General features: G+C 67.9%; 12 protein-coding genes and 1 pseudogene. 3 read left to right on the top strand and 10 right to left on the bottom strand.

The annotated features are described in order from the left end of the window. The first annotated feature begins 24 nt into the window (after positions 1–24). A complete protein-coding gene (locus D5R93_RS05055) occupies positions 25–1,332 on the top strand; it encodes an MFS transporter (RefSeq protein ID WP_119835670.1) in 1,308 nt (435 codons plus the stop codon). Positions 1,333–1,519: 187 nt separating this feature from the next. Beyond that, on the top strand, positions 1,520–2,164 hold the full coding sequence (locus D5R93_RS05050; RefSeq protein ID WP_119835671.1) for a TetR/AcrR family transcriptional regulator: 645 nt from the start codon (positions 1,520–1,522) through the stop codon (positions 2,162–2,164). A gap of 232 nt (positions 2,165–2,396) precedes the next feature. Here D5R93_RS05050 and D5R93_RS05045 read toward each other — a convergent pair whose 3' ends face one another. From D5R93_RS05045 to dapA, 4 genes are all read right to left on the bottom strand, one after another. Continuing rightward, positions 2,397–3,848, bottom strand: a complete 1,452-nt coding sequence (locus D5R93_RS05045) for a glycoside hydrolase family 30 protein (protein ID WP_120204170.1) — start codon at positions 3,846–3,848, stop codon at positions 2,397–2,399. Positions 3,849–3,902: 54 nt separating this feature from the next. After that, a complete protein-coding gene (locus D5R93_RS05040) occupies positions 3,903–6,050 on the bottom strand; it encodes a beta-galactosidase (RefSeq protein WP_120204168.1) in 2,148 nt (715 codons plus the stop codon). A gap of 548 nt (positions 6,051–6,598) precedes the next feature. Next, positions 6,599–6,808, bottom strand: a complete 210-nt coding sequence (locus D5R93_RS05030; protein WP_119835674.1) for a hypothetical protein — start codon at positions 6,806–6,808, stop codon at positions 6,599–6,601. A gap of 336 nt (positions 6,809–7,144) precedes the next feature. Continuing rightward, a complete protein-coding gene (dapA, locus tag D5R93_RS05025) occupies positions 7,145–8,053 on the bottom strand; it encodes a 4-hydroxy-tetrahydrodipicolinate synthase (RefSeq protein ID WP_120204165.1) in 909 nt (302 codons plus the stop codon). Positions 8,054–8,296: 243 nt separating this feature from the next. On the opposite strand from dapA, the gene D5R93_RS05020 reads away from it, so the two are divergent. Further along, entirely contained in the window at positions 8,297–9,319 is a 1,023-nt protein-coding gene (locus tag D5R93_RS05020) for a GNAT family N-acetyltransferase (RefSeq protein ID WP_243106959.1), read from the top strand. Positions 9,320–9,397: 78 nt separating this feature from the next. On the opposite strand, the gene D5R93_RS05015 is transcribed toward D5R93_RS05020, so the two are convergent. From D5R93_RS05015 to D5R93_RS04990, 6 genes and pseudogenes are all read right to left on the bottom strand, one after another. Continuing rightward, complete coding sequence (locus D5R93_RS05015; RefSeq protein ID WP_119835676.1) at positions 9,398–10,153, bottom strand: hypothetical protein; 756 nt, start codon at positions 10,151–10,153, stop codon at positions 9,398–9,400. After that, positions 10,150–11,019: an ATP-binding cassette domain-containing protein gene (locus tag D5R93_RS05010; RefSeq protein ID WP_120204163.1), complete on the bottom strand. Its 870-nt coding sequence runs from the start codon at positions 11,017–11,019 to the stop codon at positions 10,150–10,152. The genes D5R93_RS05015 and D5R93_RS05010 overlap by 4 nt, the downstream gene beginning before the upstream one ends. An 829-nt stretch (positions 11,020–11,848) precedes the next feature. After that, a complete protein-coding gene (gene dapB / locus D5R93_RS05005; protein WP_119835678.1) occupies positions 11,849–12,601 on the bottom strand; it encodes a 4-hydroxy-tetrahydrodipicolinate reductase in 753 nt (250 codons plus the stop codon). A 270-nt stretch (positions 12,602–12,871) separates the two neighbouring features. Beyond that, positions 12,872–13,741, bottom strand: coding sequence for a PRD domain-containing protein (locus D5R93_RS05000; protein WP_120204160.1), 870 nt, complete (start codon positions 13,739–13,741; stop codon positions 12,872–12,874). 97 nt (positions 13,742–13,838) lie between these two features. Beyond that, positions 13,839–15,389 (bottom strand): annotated as a pseudogene (locus D5R93_RS04995) (6-phospho-beta-glucosidase). Between the two features lie 20 nt (positions 15,390–15,409). Further along, positions 15,410–17,461 carry a beta-glucoside-specific PTS transporter subunit IIABC gene (locus tag D5R93_RS04990; protein WP_120204159.1) on the bottom strand — a complete coding sequence of 684 codons (2,052 nt, stop codon included), beginning with the start codon at positions 17,459–17,461 and terminating at the stop codon, positions 15,410–15,412. Positions 17,462–17,809 lie beyond the last annotated feature (348 nt).

Raw genomic sequence — 17,809 nt, 5'->3', positions numbered from 1 at the left:
TGTTCAATGAAAGGGTCCACGCACATGGCACAGCAGCCCGCGTCCCCCGCCGAGGAAGACACCTCGGCCCTCTCCAATCTCGCGCCCGACACCGGCCTGCCGCTACAGCGCGCCACCATGGTGCGCTTCGGCATCGGCTTCTTCGGCATCTCCATACTGTGGGCGATCGGCCTGAACACCATCGCCGCAGTCCTCCTTCCTCAGCGCCTGAAGGACATCGGCGTCGACAACCCGACCGCCCTGCTCGGATCCATATCCGCGGTCACCGCCTTGGTGTCGCTGTTGTCCAACTTCATCTTCGGGAATCTCTCCGACCGCACCCGCTCCCGCTTCGGCAAGCGCAGCCCCTGGGTGGTCAGCGGCGGCGTTCTCGGCGGCCTGTGCCTGTTCGCCATCGGCATCCTGACCAACGCCAGCGCCATCACCTTCATCTACTGCGTGTGCATGGTGGGCCTCAACATGATGCTGGCCCCGGCGATCGCCGTGCTGTCCGACCGCGTGCCGGAGACAATTCGCGGCACCATGTCCACCTTCTGGGGCGTCGGCGTCTCCATCGGCTACCCGATCGGCGCGATCGTCGGCGCCCGCTTCATCTCCGAATCTGGCGCCTCCGTCTCCGGATTCACCCTCGGCGGCATCCTCATGGGCATCGCCGGCATCTTCGCCGTTGCGGTATGGCCGCGCGAGCGCTCCCCCGTGAATGAGGCCACCGACGCGGGGGGCCTGGTTGACCTCCTGCGCTCCTTCATCCTGCCGATCCATGGCGCGGCCGACTTCTGGAAGGCCTTCTTCGGCCGCTTCACCATGCTGGTCTCGTACCAGATGATCAACGCCTACCAGCTCTACATCATCCAGGACTACCTGGGCCTGTCTACCAGGGAGTCCGCGGCCACCGTGACGCTGATGTCCACGATTACGCTGGTGGTCGGATTGATCGGCGGCTTCATTGGCGGCCCACTGTCCGACCTGCTGCGGCGCCGCAAACTGCCGGTGGTCATGGCCTCCATGTGCTTCGCCCTGGGTGTGCTCATGCCCTGGATCATGCCGACGACAACCGGAATTTACCTGTTCGCCTTCATCGCCGGCTTCGGCTACTCCGTGTACAACTCGGTGGACCAGGCCCTCAATGTGGACGTGCTGCCCAACCCCGACACCGCCGGCAAGGACCTGGGCATCCTCAACATGTCCACCACCCTCGGCCAGATGTCCGGGCCGGTGATCACCTCCACGATCGTCACCATCACCGGTGCCTACACGCTGGTGTTCCCGGTATCCATCGCCTGCGCCCTGATTGGCTGTATCTCCATCCTGGCGATCCGCTCGGTGCGCTGAGCGCAACCTCGCACGCGCCCGGCCGGGCGCGCCTTATTGTCGCCACCCGGGCCAAACGTCGGCCGGACGCTTCTCAACCACCTGTAGAACCGTACGATCTCAACGACCCGCAGTAGGGCGGCCACCGCTGCGGGTGCGTTTGTCCCGGATTCAGACAGTTGACAAGCCCTGGCCATAGGATCGGCACATGCCGCTAGCGTCCTCCACCAAGCGTCACCGCATGACCGCCGCCCAGCGGCGCGAGCAGATCGTGGAGGTCACCACCGAACTGGTGGCCAAGCACGGGTTTAACGGACTGTCGCTGCAGGAGGTGGCCGACGCCGTCGGCATCACCCAGGCGGGACTGCTGCACTACATCGGTACCAAGAACGGCCTGCTGGAGCTGCTGCTGGATAACCGCTACGACCGCCAGGGCACCCCGCAGGACTTCATCGACTCCGGCGACCCGGCGGCCACCCATCCCGATGGCATCAGCCTGCCGGCCTACTTCCGCTACCTGGTGGCCTTCAACGAGGCCCGCCCGGAGCTGATGGAACTCTATATGACGCTGGGCGTGGAGGCGACCGACCCGCGCCACCCCGCCTACGACCACTTCATCAACCGCCCCGACCAGGTGTGGGACCACTACTCCACCTTTACCTGGCGCCTGCCACCCGACATCGTCGCGGCGGGCGGCTGGGAGACGATGCGGCCGCTGGTGGAGATGGCGATCGAGGCGATGGACGGGGCGCAGATCCGCTTCTTCCGCCGCCCGCCCATCTCCCTGACCAAGGAGTGGGCGCGCTGGGAGGCTGTGTTGTTCCCCTCCCCGGTCTGGGACGACTACCGCTAGCCGCACCCCATACATTGCACGACCCCGGGGTCGTAAAACGTCACCAAGGTCGTGGAATGGGCCTACAAGCGAGCGCAGCCGGGAACAGCAAGCTGCGAGCGCGGGCGGGAACAGCGGGCTGCAGGCGTGGCCGGGGCTTGGCAGGAGCACTCCGAGGCGCGAAGGCTACGGATGGTAGACCAAGGCCTCTGCCGCTCCCGCCCGTCCTGCGGGGGCCGCTCCCGCGCACCGCTCAGGCCAGCGGCTTGGGGGCCACCTCCACGTGCTCGGCGGGCACCACCACGGTTACCAGGGAGTCGGCCGGGGCGGTGAAGGACACGTTCTTGTTCCCCACGCCCACCACGAAGTCCTGCGGCGTGGTCATGTCATTCTGGGCGGCCACCACCACCGAGCCGTCGGGGTTGTGGAAGGCCAGCAGGTTCTCATACCCGGTGTAGGACAGCGTCGGCACGAAGCGGGCGCCCGGCTGCACGAAGCCGGACAGGTGCCGCAGCACGTAGTACTCGTAGGTGAAGCGGCTCTTGCCGGTTTCAGGGTCCACGGTCACCAGGGAGTTCTGGCTCCACCCCCAGCGGGAGACGCCGCCCTCGTCCAGCGCCAGGTTCCAGTAGTCGTAGACGCAGGCCCCGTTGTTGAAGTAGTGGCGCATCATCGTCCAGGCGTAGCGGGCGTAGCGCCAGTCGTTCCTGCCGTCGCCGCACTCCTGCTCGGACTGGTATATCTTCAGCTCCGGGTGGTTGTGGTGGACAAAGGGCACCGCCCGCTTTCCGTCCCACTGGAAGCCGGCACCGGCGATGTGCGGGCCCACCTCCGGATCAGCCAGGACCTTCTCCACCATGGTGTCGTCCGGGCGCTCCATGGTGCCGAAGAAGACCTTCACGCCGCGCCGCTCCATCTCGGGGACCAGGTGCTTCAGGAAGGCGATCAGTCCCTCCGGCGTCCAGGTGCAGGCGGGGTAGATCTGGGCGGAGTTGAACTCGTTCTGGGGCATGACCATGGAGATGTCGATGCCGCGCTCGGCGTAGGCGTCGATGAACTTGCCGAAGTAGCGGGCGTAGGCGTCCAGCACCTCCTCGGTAAGAATCAGCCCGTCGGTGCCCTCCTCGATCTGGTTGTCCGGGGGCAGGCCGTTGTCGAAGGCGGTCTGCTCGCTCATCGGGTTGGGGGCGGCGCAGGCGTAGTGCTTGTTGCGCTTGAACCAGGACGGCGGCCCCCAGGGGGAGGCCCACAGGGTCAGGTCGGGCCGGTGGGCCTTGGCGGCCTGGATGTAGGGCACCAGGGTGGCGTCGTCGTGCTCGACGCTGAAGTGCTCCAGGGCGAAGTCGCCGTCAACCTCGTCGTAGGAGTACCAGTCGGTGGCGAAGTCGTTGGCGCCCACCGGCATGCGGCACACGGTGAGGTCGGTGCCAACGCCGGGTGCGAAGACCTGCCGCAGCACCTCGTTGCGCTCGGCCTCAGACAGCCGGGACAGCGCCACCCAGCCGAGCTCGTTGAAGCAGACGCCGAAGCCGTCGATCTCCTGGGCGGGCGCGTCCAGGCGCAGGAAGGTGCCGGGGAAGGTCTGCATCGGCTCGATGGTGACGGGCGTTTCCGGGGTGAACCAGGGATCGGCCTCGGTGGTGGCGTAGAACTGGAAGCCGTCGGCGCCGACGGCGAGGGGGCTGGCTGGGCTGGTGTCGGTCATGGTGCTCTCCCAGTGGTGCAGTTTGTGTGCTTCATTGCGGGTTGCCGGGGCGGCTCAGGCCTCGACGAGGAGGACGCCCCAGGCGGGAATGGTTACGGTGGCGCCGGACTCCAGGCGAGTGCCCGGGGCGACGACGGTTCCCAGGACGTCCTCACCGCCCTCCGGCAGGGCGATCTCGACGGCGTCACGGGAGTAGTTCAGGAAGTAGCTCAGCCCCCGGCCGCGGCCGTTGGTGCCGCGGCGCACGGTGACGGTGCCGGCCAGGTCCTGCGCCCAGTCGGTCACGCCCGCCCGCTCTGCCACCAGCCGCAGCACGGCGCGGGTCAGCGCCGGGGCGGTCATGGTGGCCAGGTGGGTGATCGAGCCGGCGCCGACGGCGCGGGTGGCCACCGCCGGCCCGGACCAGGTGTGGTGGTCGTACTCGGCGAGCACCTCCACCTCGGCGTCACCCTGGAGAGTGTCGGCGTCGACGGGGGTGAGCAGCTCCATGAAGGTGGAGGCGGCCAGCTCTGTCGGGACTGCCGGATCTGTCGGGCCGGCGGCGCCGTCGTCCAGGGCCGCGGCGAGCGCGCCCACCGGGCGCAGGGCGACGCCGTCGGGGCGGGTGAACTGGTCGGTTCCCAGGCCCAGCAGGCCGGACAGGCCATGGGGCTGGCGGTCGGTGAAGACCTGCAGGTTCTCGTCGGCGACGCCGGTGCGGAAGGTGGTGACCAGGTGGCCGCCGCCGGCCACATAGGCGCGTAGGGCGTCGGTGGTGGCCTGGGCAGTGACGTACAGGGCGGGGGCGATCAGTGCGGCGTAGCGGTTAAGGCGCTCAACGGGGGCATCGGCGGGGACGACGTCAACCTCCAGGTTCAGGTCGAACAGGGCGTCGTAGAGCCAGCGGAAGACGTCGTTGTAGTTGGCGCCACCGCCCGCGTACTGGCGGGGGAAGCCGGCCTCGAGGCTGAACCACTCCAGGGCGGTGTAGGCCTCGTTGGAGACCATGACGGCGATCCGGTTGTACTTGCGCAGGCCGGTGAGCGAGTCGGCATGCTCGGCCAGCTCGCGGCCGATCGCGACCGCCTCCCGGTAGGTGGGGTTGGGCGTGTAGTCCTGGCTGAGCAGGCCCTTCCAGTAGGTCTCGAAGGAGTTGTGGATGGAGCCCCAGTGCCAGTACATGACGCCGCAGGCGCCGGAGGCCAGGTGGGAGTATGCCTGCAGGCGCAGCTGGCCGGGGTAGGGCAGCCAGCCCATCTGCCCCTGCGCCTGCGTCTCGATGACCAGGTAGGGGTCGCCGTCCTTCAGGGAGCGGGAGATGTCGCCGCCGAAGCCGATCTCCCTGCCGGTGAGCTGGTCCTCGCCGGGGTGGTAGATATCCACACCGGCCAGGGTGACGGCGTCGGCGGCCTGGAAGTGGTCAACGGCGGGCTGGATGCCGAAGGAGTAGCCGCGCCACTCGTAGTCGAAGTTGTGGGTGACGAGCTGGTCCTCGCGGCGGTACTCGTCGACGATGGCACGCTGCCAGGCGAGGAAGTCAGTGACCAGGCCGCGACGGAAGGCGTCGAAGGCGGCCGCCAGGGAGGCGTTGATGGTACCGGTGACGTCGGGGAAGTCCTGCCAGGCACCCACCCGGTTGGACCAGTAGTTCAGGCCGAACGCTGAGTTCAGAGCGTTGAGGCCCTCCTGCCCGTCGCCGAAGCGGTCCTTGAGATGGTCGACGAAGGCGCGCTGGATGTCGGGGTTGGCGGCGTCGTAGTACTTGGTCTCGTTGTCCAGCTGGAAGCCGACCACGTTCGCACGCGGCGCGGTGTGCTCCACCAGGGCACGGATGGCCGCCTCGCCGTAGCGGCGGTAGGCGGGGGCGAGGATGTTCATGTTCTGGCGCGGCCCGTACTTGTTGGGTCCGGCGGCGGTGACACCGAGGACCTCGGGGTGGCGGGAGGCCAGCCAGGTGGGGATGGCGGCGGTGGGGGTGCCGATGATGACGTCGAGGCCGTGGCGCTGCGCGGCGTCAAGGGCGCGGTCGATGTGGGTGAAGTCGAAGACGTCGGGGGCGGGGTTCCAGGTGCCCCAGGTGAACTCGGCGATGCGGATCGTGGTGAAGCCTGCCTCCATCATCATCTGCATGTCGCGTTCGAGCCGGTCCGGGCCCGCGGCAGCGGGGGTGTACTCGTCGTAGTAGGCCGCTCCGAAGATGAGCCGGTCCGGGTACTGCGTCATTGTGCCCTCCTGTGCGGCGCCCTCGCCGCTTATCTAGTAGTTACTAGATAGTAGGTCAGATGGGCGTGGAAGGGAAGACACGGTCGCGAGCCGGAGTTCTCCGGCCACGCCCGAGGACAGCACTCCGGGCCGGTGGCCGCTGTGCGCTCGAACGCGACAGCACCACCGGCCCGGGGGCCTTTCATTTCGTTGATTTACAGCCATATACCGACGTGCGTGTGGCGGACCCCGACGGCCCCGACCTCGCCCGGGAGGTGCCCGACGGCGAGCCGGGCGAGCCCCTGGTGCGCGGCCCCAGGTCTTCGCCGGGTAGTGGGAGGACCCCGGGACGACTACGGCTGCTGTGCTAGGGGACGGCTGGCTGCTCACCGGCGACATGCTGCGCCGGGAGGCCAGGCGCAGGCTGCTGGAGAGCGGCTCCTGACCGGTGGGGGCCGCAAGGCACTGGCACGACAGGCACCCGGCTCAGCTCTCTGTGCGTTCTGTGTGCGCTCTGTCCCCAGGCGTAGGTGCCAGGCGGGCGGCTCGCGTACGGCCGCCCGTGCTGGTCAGGGCCTGGACGCGTCCCGCCCGTCTGTCCACCACCTGCCGGTGCTGTCCTCCTTGAGCGAGGCGCTTAAGGCGGCCGTGGCAGCGAGCAGGACGATGATGGCCAGGGCCTGCAGCCCCGGCTGGTTGAGCGCGGCGGCCAGGGGGACCATCATGGACCCCAGGGCCATAAGGACCCATCCGGCGAGGCGGCTGAGAGACAGAAGCATCTTTGTACGGTCCTTTCCTGGTCGAGCCCCGGCCGAGCACCTAGGAGCCGGGGGCTCCCAGGAGACTGCGGAGGGGGCGCAGACGGCCAGCGGGCTGCCGACCTGACACGTCCTATTCCACAAGAGACGCACCGACCGCGAATCACCCCCGGGAAGGAAAAACCGAACCAGGCCTCCCCAGAAGGAGGAGACCACCCTCACAGCACTGTCGGCAGGGGACGAAGGCCGCCCAGGCCGACCGCAGAGCCCGTCGTGCCGCGCCCTTTCGGACTGCCCTTGAGCCGCGTGCCAGCGGTCTGCTGCCATCAGGGCCAGCAGACCTAGGGCACGCAGCAGTCAGGCTCCCTGCGCCAGCAGCCCACAGGCCTCCAGGGTGGTGCGCAGCGCCTCGACCTCCGCCGCCTGCGCGCGTACCAGGGGCAGGCGCAGGCCCGCGTAGGGCAGGCGCCCCTGGAGCACCAGGGCCTCCTTGGCCATGACCGCCCCCTGGCCACCCCCCATCATGGCCCGTACCAGGGGCCTCATGCGCTGGGCGACGGCCCGGGCACCTGCTAGGTCCCCAGAGTCGACCTCAGCGATCATCTCCCGCCAGGAGTGCGCATCAGCGTGAGCCACTACGGAGACGACGCCGGAGGCACCGTGGGTCAGCCACGCAAAGTTGAGGCCGTCGTCGCCGGAGTAGTACTCCAGTCCTGTGGACTCCATGCGCTCAAAGCCTTGCTCGACGTCACCGGTGGCATCCTTGACCGCCTTGACGCGGGGGTGCTCGGCCAGGCGGGCCAAGGTCTGGTCACTGATCCGCACTCCGGTGCGTCCGGGGATGTCATAGATCATGATCGGCAGGTCGGTGGCCTCCACCACAGCCATGATGTGGCGGTAGACACCCTCCTGGCTGGGGCGGTTGTAGTAGGGGGCGTTGACCAGGAGCCCCTGCGCCCCCGCCTCCTGGGAGCCCACGCCAATGCGTACCGCGTGGGCGGTATCGTTGGAGCCTGCCCCGGCGATGACCATAGCCCGCTCCCCCAGTGCCGCCCGGACCTCCCTGATGAGCAGCTGCTTCTCCGGCAGGTGGGTAGTGGGGGCCTCCCCGGTGGTGCCCGACAGCAGGACCGTGTCCACGCCGTCGTCCACAAGGCTGACCGCCAGGGCACAGGCGGCGTCCACGTCCACCTCGCCGTCAGGGGTGAAGGGCGTGACCATAGCGACGCCGACGGAGCCGAAGGTGCGGGAGGCAGCGGTGCTCATGGAACAAGCCTACCGGTGCCGCAGCGCCTGTTCCGTGGTTCCTGGGACCATGATCGCGCACGGCCACCTACCCCGACCTCTCCAGGAGTCCTGCACGTCCCCGGCCCGGGCCTGGGGCTTCAGTGGGACAGCAGCACTTCCTGGCTACTGCCTCTCCGCAGAATATCGCCGGTCGGTTACCGCCAGAGCTTGTTACACTGCGCAACAGCCTTCTGAAGATGTGCAGACGGATAGGCTGGGGGCATGACCGCCCCCCACACGCCCAAGGTGCCAGAGCCCACCGGCCACGACGACGCCGCGCCAGAGCCGACGCAGCTCCCACAGCAGCCAGACAGCCCCGCACCGGACATGGCGGGAAGCGCGATCGCGGACCTGGACGCCCGCACCAGCCGCCTCGACTATCTCAGCGGTCACGCCACCCCCGCGAAGCACAGCCCCGGTCGTGGCCTTTCCCAGGGCGCTGGTACCGACGGCACGGGCCCGGCGGGCGTCACCGGCTTTGTGCGGGAGGCCCGCCCCAACGACCTCCCCGCGATCGGCACCGTCCACGCCGCGTCCATGCTGGCATCCCTGGAGGCAGGCCACCGCAGCGCCCACGGCACGGACCTGCCCGAAGGTGTGCGCGCCATGGTCGCGCCCCCGGTTGTGGCCACCGGCTGGCAGGAGGCTGTCACCTCTCCCCCGTCCCCGGACCACCACGTGCTCGTAGCCACCCAGGAGGGGACGGTCGTCGGCCTGCTGGGGCTGGCCCCGACCCGGTCAGTGGGTACCCAGCCCCTTGCCCCCGACAGCTCCGAGCCTGGCAGGGCTGACAGCTCCGAGCCTGGTGGAACTGACAGCACCGGGGCTGACGGCACCGGGAGTGTCGCTACAGGGCGCACCGGTTCTGAGTCCGTCGTGCCCGCCGCTGCCGGGACCAAGCCCCCTGCACTTACCGATGCGAACAGGTCGCAGGTCCCCCCGAGCCTCCCGGTCCCTCGGGACTCACGGCCGACCGAGAACCGGGCGTCCCTGCCCGCAGCCGAGGTCACGGCCCTGGGCGTGGACCCGGCCTACCAGCGTCGTGGTCACGGCTCCCGCCTGCTGGCTGCTGCTGCTGACACGGCGCGAGACCGAGGAGCCAGGGCGCTGGTGGTCTGGGCGGTGCGCGGTGACGACTCGTTGGCCCGGTTCCTGCGCTCGGTCGGCCTGGCCCCCACCGGGGCGCACCGTGGGCTTCCCGTGGGCCAGGGGGTCACCGAGGACTGCTGGGTGGCGCAGCTGTAGCGTGCCAGGACTGTGGGCACCCACCGCGCGTGCACCAGCCGGGACCCTGCGGGCGCCTCACAGACCCCAGGCCAGCTCCTAGAAGTCCTTCCTGGTGAGGCTGCGGTAGCCCCACAGGAACAGGGGCAGGCACCAGGCCACGGCCAGCAGCACCGTTACCGCTGGCTCCTCCAGCCAGATGGAGGGGGTGTTGGCCACGCCCTGCAGCCTGGCCAGGACCGCGTTGGGCGTCACCGCGTACACCGGGTACAACAGCGCCGCTCCCCGCCCGGGCATCAGCAGCGAGACAGCCACCGCGCTCATGACCTGGGCGCCCCCGATCGCCAGGGCGAAGATGATGGAGGCGGTCGCGACCAGGCGTGTTCCCATGGACAGCAGGGCGCCAGCCGCGCTGGCTAGGGCCAGTACCAGTCCCGCCCGGACCACGGCCTCCAGGGAGGTGGCCAGGTCGAAGGGGACGGACTGGTAGTCCATGTAGGGCCTGGTGGTCAGGGCGAGCCCCAGCATGAGCATCAGCGCGGGCAGGGCCGGGACCGCTGCGGCGCAGACCAGTTGTGCCCAGAACAGCCTGGAGCGGCTGCCGACCGCGACTACCGTGGGCATGATGGCGCCGGAGGCGTACTCCGCCCCGCCGATGACGATGCCTGCAAGGCCTGCCGGGACGCAGGCCGCCTGGACCCCGGGCACTCCGACGTAGGAGGAGAAGAAGCCTACGACGCACAGCTCGAGGACAACCAGGACCTGGACCGAGCGTGTCCTCACCGCCTTGTCGAGCTCGCCAGCCAGCACCCGGCGCCAGGTCACCGTCGACGGGGCGGCACGGTCACCAGTCATGACTCCTGGCCTCCTTCTTCCAGCACGTGGAAGAACCAGTCCTCCAGCGTGCGGCTGGCCTGGCGCATCTCGGTGAAGGAGAGCCCCTCCTGGGAGAAGGCCTTCTGGACCTCCTCAATCTCCGCGTCTATGAGCACCGTGTCCTGGTCCTCGTGCTCCTCCACCTGCCACTGTCTGGCCCGTGCCAGCACGAGGACCCGGGCACGCTCACCCGAGCGGACCAGGACCCCACTCGAGCGTCGCACGTCATCGGTCCAGGCCTGGGCCAGGACCCGCCCCTCCGTGAGGACGACGACGCGGTCGGCTATGTCCTCGACCTCGGCGAGCAGGTGGGAGGAGACCAGGACGGCTCTGCCCTCCTCGGCCTGGCTGCGCAGGAGGGCGCGCAGCCACCGGACCCCCTCGGGGTCGAGGCCGTTGAAGGGCTCGTCCAGGACAAGGTTGCGGGCCTGGCCCAGCATGGCAGCCGCCAGCGAGAGACGCTGGCGCATTCCCAGAGAGTAGGTCCTCACCTTGCGGTCCCTCACCGCCGCGATACCGGCCTCTTCCAGGCACTGCCTGACCCGGCTCTCCGGGACCCCGGAGGTCATGGCCAGACCCTTGAGGCTGTGGAAGCCGGTGCGGGACTCCACCCAGTGGTCCGGTCCGAGCACGAGCCCCAGGTGCCCCAGGGGGAAGGAGGAGGTCCCCGGTGCGGCACCGTCCACTTGGACCTCTCCCCCGTCAGGCCTTACCAGTCCACCCAGCGCCTTGAGCGCGGTGGTCTTCCCGGCGCCGTTAGGCCCCACCAGGCAGGTGACAGCGCCGTCGGGAACCTCAAAGGAAGCGCCCCGAAGCACCTGGACGTGGTCATAGACTTTATCCATCAACGTGACAACTAACGACATCTACACCCCCAACAAACTACGTAAACAAATACGGCCTACACGCTGCTCGTCCAACTATTGGAGCGAACTTTTACAACAGTTCCACCAGAAATCTCATAAACAGCGTCCGCATATTTCAACGTAGATTTCCTATGAGTTGCACAGATAACAGCGACCCCCATTCCCCTCAACCTATCAGTCAGTAACATCATGCCGCTTTTGTCGACTTAGCTCATCTAGAGCATTGGATTCTGATTGAGGATCATCTTTTCTCGAAGACATATGGCATTTATCGTACTGATTACGAACATGGCATATACGCACAGCAGCGCTGTGATGGTCGCATCGCCTTGCTGGTGTAAACTATTGGAGACAAAAACACCATATGTACCCAAGCTGTCCACCCTGCCCACCTGACTCGGACAGGAGTCGCACTAGCGAGGAGGCGCACCCAGACCAGCTGCTCCACAATGAGAACGCAGTAGACTACAATGGTGGCCCTGACGCTTGTAGGCTCAAAAGCAAGCGGTTGCGACGAGAGGCACGCATCAACCAGGAACGCGCAACACAACGCTGCTCCAGCAAGAAACAGAAGACGGGCCGTTGTAAGTCTAGGAGAAACATGTGCGGTTCCTCGCGGCGCTGCTTGCATTGTCCGCTCGGACACCATGCGTTACCACTCTTCCTCTGGGCGGTTGGTTTCGATTGCGGGCTACGTTGTTGGCGGGTCCTTATGTAAGTAGTTTAGCAGACGCGGATGTGTCGCAGTTCACAATACTGCCGATTTTCTTTACTCTCAATGAGATGCATCACATACATTTATGCTTCGTTACATCTCCATCACTGCGTCCAGCCCCACTGTCAGGCCCTCCAGCCAGCCCACCTGGCGCACCGCCAGGATGACGCCAGGCATAAAGGAGGAGCGGTCGAAGGAGTCGGTACGGATGGTCAGCTGCTCCCCCGGGTTGCCCAGGACCACCTCCTCGTGCGCCGTCAGCCCGCGCAGGCGCACGGCGTGGACGTGGATACCGTCGATGACCGCGCCCCGCGCGCCGTGCAGGTCCGTCTGGGTGGCGTCAGGAACCGGTGCCAGACCTGCCTGCGCCCGGGCGGCGGCGATCCCCCGTGCGGTAGCCACCGCTGTCCCCGAGGGGGCGTCCACCTTGTCCGGGTGGTGGAGCTCAATGACCTCGGCGGACTCAAAGAAGCGCGCGGCCCTGGCAGCCAGGCTCATGGCCAGCACCGCAGACAGCGCGAAGTTGGGGGCGATGAGCACGCTGCGCCCCGCCGCCTCAGGGCGGGCCAGGTGCTCGCGCACACGCTCGTAGGCTGCCTCGGTCCACCCGGTGGTGCCCACGACGACGTCACACCCTGCGTCAACGAGGGCGTGGACATTGGCCTCAGTCACCCCAGGAACAGTAAAGTCCACAGCGACCTGGGCGCCGCCCAGGTGCTCGACGTCGATGGTGTCCCCCACGTCCAGGCGGGCCACAAGCTCTAGCCCCTCGGCCTGCTCCACCGCCTGGCAGACGGTAGAGCCCATGCGCCCGGCGGCGCCGATGACAGCAACAGTGATGCTCATGGCCCGACCCTAGCAGCTGTAGCCGCAGCCGACTCACGGCACCACCCACGCCTAGCAGCCTGTCCAGCACCACGCTGGGCGTCACAGGACCAGCACCAGCACGGGACAGCCACACCCGCCGTGGCACTGACCAGCTGCGCGCAGAACACTCTGCTCCGCCGACCCGCCGCGTCCCCACACCGATCCCCGTTGATTTAGCCTGGGCACCTACCGGGCGCCACCGGGACCACGCACCGAGCACGAGAGCGAGGGCGAGCGCGCAGGGGACCTCTATCGGGACTGGCACTCGCTGGCCAGGCGGGCGATATGGAGGGTCAGGTAGGCCAGCTCGGCGTCGGTCAGGCACGGCCCGTTGACCTCAAGCAGCGCGCGCACGCGAGAGGCGGCGCGGAAGGCCAGGGGCTGCGCCTGGCGGATCGGCGTGACCAGGTCCTCCAAAGAATCCGATATCTGGCGGCCGTCCTCCAGCCGGACGAACAGGTAGCGCAGGTGAGTTGCGAAGCGCGCCGCGCTCATAGCCTGCTCATCCACCTGGATGCCCAGCACGGCGGAGACCACGCCCAGGATCTGGGTGATGGTCCTGGTCATCCGCACCGTGGGAGCCAGGTCGGAGCCCGCGAACTGGGCGTTGACCAGGTGCAGGGCCAGGGTAGTGGCCTCTCCGTCGTCCAGCCGCACGCCCAGACAGTCCTCCACCAGGCGCACCGCCTGCCTTCCCCAGCGGGTCTCCTCCGGGTAGAGCTGCTGGACCTCCCAGCGCAGCGGGTGGTCCACGGCGATACCGCGGCGACTGCGCTCCACCGCGAAGCGCAGGTGATCGGCCACGGCCAGCAGCAGCGACTGGCTGACCGCGACCCTCCCCTGGGCGCGCACTGGCTCCAGTGCCTCCGAGGCGAGCCGGACGGTCTCCAGCGGGGTCTCAGACAGGAAGGACACCAGCCCGGGCACCGAGTGCTCGGCGTCAGGGACGAAGATCTCTGAGACGGACCCGGCGTCAACCGGGTCGCCCAGGTGCCTGCCGTAGCCGATCCCCCGCCCCAGGAGCACCGCCTGGCCCGCGTCACGGTCCCGGGCCAGCACGGCGTTGTTGTTCAGCACCCTGACGATCTGCCAGGCCCTGGCCCCGGCGCTATCCGACATCCTCGTGTCCTTCTTGTCCCGTGGACCTTGCTCCACAGATCCCGCTCCGCAGACCGTGTGTTCCCCGGTCCGTACTCCTACCAGAGGGTCCGTACTCCTACCAGAGCTGCGCGCCGTTAGAGGCGATGACCCTGCGGTACCACTCGAAGGAGTCCTTGGGCCGCCGCTCCAGGCTGCCCTGGCCCGCGTCGTCGCGGTCGACGTGGATCATGCCGTAGCGCTTGCGCATCTCACCGGTGGTAAAGGACACCAGGTCGATGATCCCCCAGGGGGTGTAGCCGATGAGGTCCACTCCGTCGTCGAGCACGGCCCGCTTGAGCTGGTCGATGTGGGAGCGCAGGTAGTCGATACGCTGGGGGTCGTGCACGGAGCCGTCCGGCTCAACCTGGTCCACAGCCCCGAAGCCGTTCTCCACCACGAACAGTGGCAGCTCGTAGCGCTCGTAGAGCATGTTGAGCGTGTAGCGCAGGCCCACCGGGTCCACCGGCCAGCCCCAGTCGGTGGAGGCCAGGTGAGGGTTGTCCACCGAGTTGGGCATGCCTCCGTTGAGGCTGGTGGAGGTGTCGGCCCGGGCCCCGGCCCGCACCACCTGGGACATGTAGTAGGAGAACCCGATGTAGTCCACCGTCCCGGCTGCCAGGATCTCAGCGTCCCCGGGCTGGACGCCCAGATCCCACCCTTCCCGCTCCACGCGCCGCTGCCAGGCGGCCGGGTAGTGGCCGCGCACGTGGACGTCGGGGAAGAGGAAGCGGTCGCGGTTGGCGACGGCAAAGGCCATCATGTCCTGCGGGTCGCAGGACCAGGGTAGATGGTCGGGGAAGAGATCATGCAGCCGATGCGTAAGGCAGGGTTAAGCCCATGGCCGACCACGACCGCCCGTGCGGAGGCCACCAGCTCGTTGTGTCCGGTGCGCAGCATGACCTCCACAGGGTCGTCGCCCGCCTGGAGGGTCACCCCCGAGTTCGTCCACAGGAACAGGGGGTTGTCCACGTTCATCTGGTTGTTGATCTCGTTGAAGGTCATCCAGTAGGTGACCCTGTCCCCGTAGCGCTCGAAGCACACCCGGGCGAAGCGCACGAAGTGGTCAGCCACCTCCCGGTTGCGGAAGCCGCCGAGGCTGCGAGCCAGGTGCAAGGGCATCTCAAAGTGGGACAAGGTCAGCACCGGCTGGATGCCGTGGGCCAGGAGCTCGTCGATGAGGGCGTCGTAGAAGGCCAGCCCTCCTCGTTGGGCTCGGCCTCCTCGCCCTCGGAAAGATCCGGGACCAGGCGATGGAGGTGCGCAGGCACCTCAGGCCCATCTGGGCCATGAGCGCGATGTCCTCCCGGTAGCGGTGGTAGAAGTCGATCGCCTCATGGTTGGGGTAGTACTCCCCGGGCTCGACGCGCTCGGTGATGCGCCGTGGCACGCCATGGGCGCCCGCGGTGAGAACGTCCACGACCGAGGGCCCCTTGCCGCCGACGTCCCACCCGCCCTCCAGCTGGTGGGCAGCCACGGCACCTCCCCACAGGAAGTCCGCGGGCAGGGGCCTGGTGTCGGCCACATCAGGCGGCAGGCCCCACGGGTCGCCAGCCACGTCCTGGCGGAAGGGCTGCGCGCCCGGAGAGGACGGACTGGGGCGAGAGGACTGGGACGACTGGGCTGTCATGGCTGTGCTCCTCCCGCCCGTCAGGACTCGTCCCCGGCCTGTGCCTGGGAGACGGCCGCCCCGGAGACCTGCGCCTCGTCCTCAGCCTCGTCCTCAACGCCCTCAGAGCCGGTCAGGAGGGCCGTAGCCAGCTCCTCACCGTGCCTGACGCTGGACTGGGGGTAGAGCAGCACCTTGTCATAGGCGTCAGCGTTGGTGACGATGACCGGGGTGACGGTCTTGTAGCCGGCCTCGGTGATAGCCTCGCGGTCACACTCCATCAGCAGGTCGCCAGCCCTCACCTCCTGGCCTGCCTCGACGTGGCTGGTGAAGTGCTTGCCGTCGAGCTCGACAGTGTCGATACCGATGTGGATGAGGAGCTCGACCCCGTCGGAGGAGATCAGCCCCAGCGCGTGCCTGGTAGCCGGCACCATGACCACCTTGCCGTCAAAGGGCGCGTAGATGCTGTCCTCGCTGGGCTCCACGCCCACACCCTTGCCCATGGCACCCGAGGCGAAGACGGCGTCAGGGACGTCACGCAGGGGCACGAGCTCGCCGGAGACCGGGCTGGCCACCGCATAGCGCTGGGAGGCCGCTGCCAGCTCGGCGTCATAGTTCTCCTCCCCCAGCTGGGAGACCATCGCACCAGGCGCCGCAGAGGCCTCGGCCCCGTCTGCACCGGCGGCCCCACCAGCCTCGGCAGGGTCCTCAGGGTCCTTGGGGTCCTCAAAACCGGTGACCCACACCAGGGCGATCGCACCCAGGAAGGCCACCAGGCAGCCGATGGCCTCGCCGACCAGGGAGCCTGAAGCCGTCTCGGAGTAGCTGTTGAGGATGGTCAGCGGGCCGGGCAGACCTGCGTAGGCGTAGTAGTGGGAGCCGAACAGGGCGACCACGACCGCGCCGGCCGCCCCGGCGAGGCAGCCCATGACGAAGGGACGCTTGAGCCGCAGGGTGACACCGTAGATGGTGGGCTCGGTGATGCCGAAGATACCGGTGACGGCGGCGGATCCGGCTACCCCGCGCATCTGGCGGGAGCGGGTGCGGATGAGCACGCCCACGGCCGCCCCGACCTGGCCGATGACCGCCGCGGTCTGGAAGGCCTGGAAGGTGTCCTGGCCGTAGTTGTCAAAGTTGGCCAGGACCATGGGCGTAACCCCCCAGTGGACCCCGAAGATGACAGCGACCTGCCACACACCTCCGATGACGGCACCAGCGATCACCGGAGCGACCTCGACGAGCCAGTTGTAGCCGTTGGCGATACCCGTGGCCGTCGAGCTGGACAGCGGACCGATGACCAGGAAGGTCAGGGGCACCATGATGACAAGGCAGAAGAAAGGGGTGAACAGCTGCTTGGCCGCTGCCGGGAGGTGGTTGTTGAGGAAGCGTTCCAGGTAGGACAGCAGCCACACCAGGATGAGGGGAGGCAGCACCGAGGAGGTGTAGACGGTGGGCGACATGGGGATAGTGAGGAAGCTGATGGTCTCCCCCTGCGAGATGGACTCCGCCATGGTGGTCCAGTCCGGGTTCATGATGGCCGCGCAGCACAGGACCGCGACGTAGGTATTGGTCTGGAAGTGGCGGGAGGCGGTGATCGCGATGAGGACGGGCAGGAACGTGAAGGGCGTCCAGGACATGAAGGACAGCACCTGGTCCGTCCCGGTGTCGGTGAAGTCCGGGTAGAGCATACGGGTGATGATCAGCGCCCCCTGGAGGATGCCAGCCGCAGCCAGCACGTAGATGAAGGGAGCGAAGACGCCCGACATCGTGGCAATGACACGGTTGAGGACCGACTGCTTGGGGACCTCGGCCTCCGAGCCTGTGCGGTTGGCCAGGTCAAGCTCCTTAGCAACAGCGTCGTAGACCTCGGTCACGTGGTTGCCGATGACAACCTGGAACTGGCCTCCCGACTCGACGACGGTGATGACACCGGGCATCTGGGAGATCGTGTCCTTGGCGCCCTCCGGTGTGGTGCCCAGCACCAGCCGCAGCCGGGTGGCACAGCGCGAGGCCTGCCGGATGTTGTCTCCACCACCGACGACCTCAATGATGTCGTGGGCAAGTCTGGGGTAGTCGCGGACCTTCTCAGCCATTGAGGGTCTCTCCTTTACGGAACGGGACAGTCGAACCCTGTGACGGCCAAGGAAGACCACGCACTATAGCGCCTACGCTACAGCGCGAGGCGTGCCGCCTCAGGCGTGGCACCACACGACCCCGCGTCCAGGAACGCAGGATACTGGGTACCGCTACCGACCTCGGGTTCTTGCCTCGACGGAGTAACAGGCCCGACGACCATGCCCTAGACTACGCGGCACCACCGCCACAGACAAGCCCCCGGCGAGACTCACCCGGTATGCCCGTGAGAGAGGCTCCGCGCCCCATCAGGCGGATCGTCGTGGAGTGCGGCCCGGAGCAGGCAGTGCGAGGCCGGGGCCTGCGGA

It is taken from the genome of Actinomyces lilanjuaniae, from assembly GCF_003606385.1.
In the GTDB taxonomy this organism is placed as follows: domain Bacteria; phylum Actinomycetota; class Actinomycetes; order Actinomycetales; family Actinomycetaceae; genus Actinomyces; species Actinomyces lilanjuaniae.
This window is presented reverse-complemented; position numbering and strand designations above follow the sequence as displayed.